The 536-nt window shown below is 48.5% G+C and carries 1 protein-coding gene; it reads left to right on the top strand.

The features are described 5' to 3' along the window. Positions 1–536 (top strand): aspartate carbamoyltransferase (gene pyrB, locus R7E78_RS30000; RefSeq protein ID WP_318059124.1); only part of this gene is annotated, 536 nt, incomplete at both ends.

Genomic DNA, 536 nt, shown 5'->3' with positions numbered 1-536 from the left:
GAGCTGGAACTTATCGTCGAAACTGCAGGTAATCTGAAAAAGGAACCTCGACCAGAACTGATTAAAAACAAAGTCGTTGCGAGCTGTTTCTTTGAGCCATCAACGCGTACTCGCTTGTCGTTTGAGACCGCGATTCAACGCATTGGTGGTGATGTCATTGGTTTTGATAACGATGGTAATACGTCTCTGTCGAAGAAAGGGGAAACGCTTTCTGATTCTGTACAAGTTATCTCTTCATACGTCGATGCATTTGTGATGCGCCACCCTCAAGAAGGTGCAGCGCGCCTTGCTTCCGAATTTTCGAATGGCGTTCCAGTGATTAACGCGGGCGACGGTGCTAACCAACACCCAACTCAAACTCTGCTTGACCTCTACACCATCGCGGAAACGCAAGGTCGCTTAGACAACCTAAACGTGGCATTTGTCGGCGATTTAAAATACGGCCGCACCGTTCACTCACTGACTCAAGCACTGGCGAAGTTCAATAACATCCGCTTCTACTTTGTCGCTCCAGACGCATTGGCGATGCCAGAGTA

It is taken from the genome of Vibrio sp. YT-19(2023), from assembly GCF_033337395.1.
This window is presented reverse-complemented; position numbering and strand designations above follow the sequence as displayed.